Annotated in this window: 4 protein-coding genes; 3 read left to right on the forward strand and 1 reads right to left on the reverse strand. The window is 75.7% G+C overall.

Annotation, left to right across the window (positions count from 1 at the left end; translation table 11 throughout):
* Positions 1-82: 82 nt before the first annotated feature.
* Entirely contained in the window at positions 83-235 is a 153-nt protein-coding gene (locus NH342_RS22140; RefSeq protein ID WP_253018397.1) for a hypothetical protein, read from the reverse strand.
* A gap of 935 nt (positions 236-1,170) precedes the next feature.
* Here NH342_RS22140 and NH342_RS22145 point away from each other — a divergent pair.
* The 3 genes from NH342_RS22145 to NH342_RS22155 all read left to right on the forward strand — a co-directional run.
* Complete coding sequence (locus tag NH342_RS22145; RefSeq protein WP_253018399.1) at positions 1,171-1,428, forward strand: hypothetical protein; 258 nt, start codon at positions 1,171-1,173, stop codon at positions 1,426-1,428.
* A gap of 102 nt (positions 1,429-1,530) precedes the next feature.
* Positions 1,531-1,764, forward strand: coding sequence for a hypothetical protein (locus NH342_RS22150; protein WP_253018401.1), 234 nt, complete (start codon positions 1,531-1,533; stop codon positions 1,762-1,764).
* A gap of 155 nt (positions 1,765-1,919) precedes the next feature.
* Positions 1,920-4,464, forward strand: a 2,545-nt coding sequence (locus tag NH342_RS22155; protein ID WP_253018403.1) for a toxin glutamine deamidase domain-containing protein, incomplete at its 3' end; no start/stop codon positions are given.

A 4,464-nucleotide genomic window follows, 5' to 3' on the forward strand; every position in this document is an offset into this window, starting at 1 on the left:
AGGGCACGGCGACCCAGCAGGGGACGACGTCGCAGCAGGGCACGACGTCTCAGCAGGGCACGACGTCGCAGTCGTCGGGCAATCAGTCGACGTCGACCACCCAGCAGGGCACGGCGACCCAGCAGGGCACGGCGTCCCAGCAGGGGACGACGTCGCAGTCGTCGGGCATCCAGTCGGCCTCGACCACCCAGCAGGGCACGGCGACCCAGCAGGGCACGGCGTCCCAGCAGGGCACGGCGTCTCAGCAGGGGACGGCGTCCCAGCAGGGGTCGACCACCCAGCAGCCGTCGCGGACCCAGCAGGACCCCGCGGCGGAGCGGAGTGGCAGCACGACCACGGAGTCCGCGAACGCCGGCGCGCCGAGCAGGCCGGACGGCCCAGCAGCCGCCTACAGCGGGGCTGTCGTCGCCGAGCTCACCGACAAGCTCAACAGCGGGCTGCCTGCCTCCGAGCAGCTCAGCCGCGAGCAGGTGGAGACCTTTCTCCGCCAGCGCGCTGCCCACCACGGCAACCTGCACATCGACGTCTCCACGGGGCTGCTCGCGGAGGGTCCAGCTCCGTCGCCGGCTGGGACCGGTCACGGGTCGAACCCGTCGACAGGCTCGACCGACACCGACACCGACACCGACACCGACACCGGCGCCGAGCACGACCTCGACCCCGGAGCCGTGGTCGGCGCACCCGGGACCGCTGCACGGGGCCCGGCCGGACCCCACGACGGCGGCGGCCCCGGGCCCGGCCCGGTGCCGAGCGCGCCGGGCGGCCCGCCCCTGATGAGCAGCAACCTCGGCGGGATGACCAACGCCGACGCGCTGGCCGGTGGGGCGGAGGTCGAGATCAGCACGGCCGCGGTGACCGACATCGCCGCGCGCCTCGGTCTCGACCTGTCCGTGGCCGACATCACCGTGCTCACCGACCCCGAAGCGGTGCGCTACTACGACGCGATGGCGGGTACGGCCAGCCCCGGGACCGACGGACGGCCTCTGGTGGTCCTCGCCCCCGCCGCCTTCGCCGACGTCGAGACCCTCGTGCGCACGGTCGCCCACGAGATGCAGCACGTGCAGCAGATCGTCGACGGCCGGCACACCGGCTCCGACACCTCTGCTGCGATGGAGGACGAGGCCTACGGCATCGAGGACCGGGCGTGGGCCGACTACCGGAGGAGCGTCAGTGACGGTGCGGTACCTGGTGCAGGACACCTTCGCGATACCGGGCCGGGGGCCCGTGCTGACCGGGCTCCTGACCGAGGGGCAGATCAGCAACGGGGACGTCCTGGTGGTCGAGGGGACGAGCAGGCCGGTCCGGATCTCCTTCGTCGACTTCCACCAGCGGCAGACGCCGGAGGGGCCGGTGATCGGGCTGGAGATCCATCAGGAGGACGCGGGCGAGGTGACCAGGGGGACCGTCCTGGTGAGCCCGGTGACCTGACCCGTGGCGACGGGGAGCTGGCCGGAGAGGGCCTCGACGGCGACCTGACCGCACAGGACCGGCTCACCACGGGCCGCGACACCGACACCAGGAGTGCGCGCGATGGCGTTGCTGCTGCGCTACGAGCTGGAGAGCCGGACGGCCTCGGCCGTGACCTACCGGTGGGGGACCGACCAGGGCGAGCTGACGTGGACGGTGACGCTGGACCCCAGCGACCCGGAGACCCCGCCGACGGGAGACGGGGACCCGCGGACCCGGGGGAAGGTGGCCGGGAGGGTCGCCCTGCGGGCGATCCGGGAGGGCGACTGGCCGACCCGGGGCGCGATCCAGAGCTGACCGGCGACCCGGTCGTCGCCGGCGGTGACCTCCTAGCGGGCGACGGACCGTCGTTCGGGTCGGGCACCGTCGACCTCCCGCCGGCCTTCCACGACGTCGTCGCGGCGCACCTGCCCCCGGGGACGACGGTCGAGCAGTTCGACCAGCTGTCCCGGATGCGGGCCGAGGACCTGAGCCCCGACGAGCGGCAGCTGGTCCACGACGTCCGGATGTCGGTGGAGATCCCCCCGGGCACGGTCGTGCAGCGCGTCATCCCGCTGTCCGACGCCGTGCGCTACCTGGCCGACGAGACCACGGACGGTGCCGACGGCCGCGGCCGCTTCGCGCACACCACGGCCTTCGGCTTCACCGCGCGGATGCAGGACCTCGCGGGGGTGCGCACCGTCGCCGACCTCGTCGAGGCCCTGCGCCTGGACTACGCGGGCTCGCCCTTCACCGACGGCGTGCCCGCCGTGGCGACGCTGCGCTTCGTGTCGGGCGCCGACCTCGCCGTCCCGTTCGGGTCCGCGATGGCCGACACCGAGCCCGGTGGGCTCCCGTACACCCGGTCCGACGACCCACCCTTCACCGGGACCGGCTTCACGGCGAGCGCCGACCACCGGGTGCCCGAGGCGCACACCGGCGGGCCGGTGGAGCTGACCGACGGCGCCGAGCTGTGGGCGGTGGCCGACGGCCGCGAGGTCCACCTGGGCACCTACGACCTCGACACCAGGAGCTGGCTGTCGACCGAGGCCGGCGCGCAGCTGGTCGGGACGGAGACGACGGATGGACGAACGGACGCCGACCTTGCCGGACGGCTCCTACGTGGAGTGGCGGGGACGGATCTACCGGGGATCGGTGAGCGGTCCGGGCCGCCTCGTGGTGTTCGCGGACAGCCAGGAGGACCCGGAGTTCACCCCGGGCAGGGTGCGCGGGTGGCGCCGGACGGTGCCCGCGACGGAGGCCACCGCGTTCCAGCTGACGTCGCGGTGCCGGTGGCGCGGGGAGACGTTCTGGGTGCTGTCGCGGAGCGAGCCGCCGGGTCGCCTCCTGCTGGGCTGGGACGGGGACCCGTCGACGGCGGACCGGTTGGGCCTGACGCGGACGGACAAGATGGCCTGGGAGGTCGAGGTCCCGGAGTCGGAGGTGACCGACCTGGAGCAGGTGCGCCGGACGGCCTGACCGCGGGCGACGACGTCGTCCGGTCCGCGCTCGGGGCCGGGCACGGCACCGCCGTCGAGCCGCTCGGGCGGTTCGCCGGTCACGACGTCGTCCGGGTCGCCGGGAGCCTGGCGGTGGTGGGGCCGGCCGGGGCCGTCGACCCTGACGCCGCGCTGGGCGAGGTGGCCGCCGAGCTCGCGGCGGACCCGGACCGGCAGTCGACCCACGCGGAGTTCGCGGACGCCCTGCGCCGGGGCTCGGTGCGGTACCTGCAGGCGACCGGCGCCGTGGACGGCACGGTGGACCTGGTCGAACGGCCGACCAGCCCGACCTGGCAGCCGGGTCAGGACGAGACCGGTGTACCGCGCGACGTGGTGGACCGGGGCCGCTACACCGCCCCCGGGGCGGACGTCGAGGCCGCGCTCCGTGCTGCCCACCGGGCAGCGCAGGGGGAGCTCGCCGGCTGGGTCGGCGCCGTCAACCCGCACCTGGGCGAGCACCCGGTCGGGTCGACGGGGTCCGAGCAGTGGACGAACAACTGCGGCGACTGCGCCCGCCGGGTCGCCGACGCCGTCCAGGGGCTTGCGGTGCGGGCGGCCTGGGGCGACCCGCGGCTGGGCGAGTACGCCGAGATGTGGGGTTGGACGGGTGATCGCCCGTCGGCGCAGGCGGTGGCCCCTGAGCCCTCGGTCGACCCGGACGGCCGACCGGTCGTCGACGACACCAGCGCCTTCACCACCTCGGTCTGGGCCGACCTGGGCCGGGCGCTGCGCGGCGCCCCGGTCGGCACGGTGGCGATCGTGGGGGTCGACTGGCACGTGCCCGGCCTCGCGCGCGGGCGTGCCGGCGGGCACTGGTTCAACGCCGTGGTCACCGACCGCGGTCTGCTCTGGGTGGACGGCCAGGACGGGACGGCGGCCGGGTGGCCGCCGTCCTACCCGAACACGATCTGGCGCGGCGAAGCCGTGGTGCGGCGGCCCGGGGCCGCCTGGGAAGGAGTGGACCTTGGCGCAGGACGGGACGGGGGGGACGCCGGAGGAGGCGGTCGCAGCGGTGCTCCGCTGGACGGGGACCGACGACCAGGCGACGGAGGGCCGCTGGGAGGCGAGCCCGTACCGGGACGCCTGGCTGGTGACGCGGCCGACGACCCGGCGCGGGGCTCCGCTGCTGCTGGTGCGGGGCGACCGGGTGCGGCCGGTGCACCTCGCCCGGGAGACCCTGGACCAGGCCCTCGAACGCATGCGGGAGGACCCCCCGGACTGACCGACGGGGTCACCGCCGACCAGCTGGTCAGGCTGGCCGAGCAGGTGACCTCGCCCGACGGCCGGGTGCGCCGGCGTGCCGCCGCCGCGGCCGCGGAGCTGCTCCCGCTGCTGGGCCTCGACGAGGGCCGGTACGCCGCCGACGGGACCCGCACGGGGGGCTCCCCGGACTTCGAGGCCACCGTCGCCGCGCTGCCCGCCGACGCCCGCACCGCCGTCGCCGTCCTCGGTCTGGCCGCCGACCCGGACCTGCTGCCCAGCGGCCTGCCCGGCCTCGGCGCCGCGGTGGCGAAGGTGG

Source organism: Klenkia sp. PcliD-1-E (assembly GCF_024124375.1).
Classification (GTDB): Bacteria; Actinomycetota; Actinomycetes; order Mycobacteriales; family Geodermatophilaceae; genus Klenkia.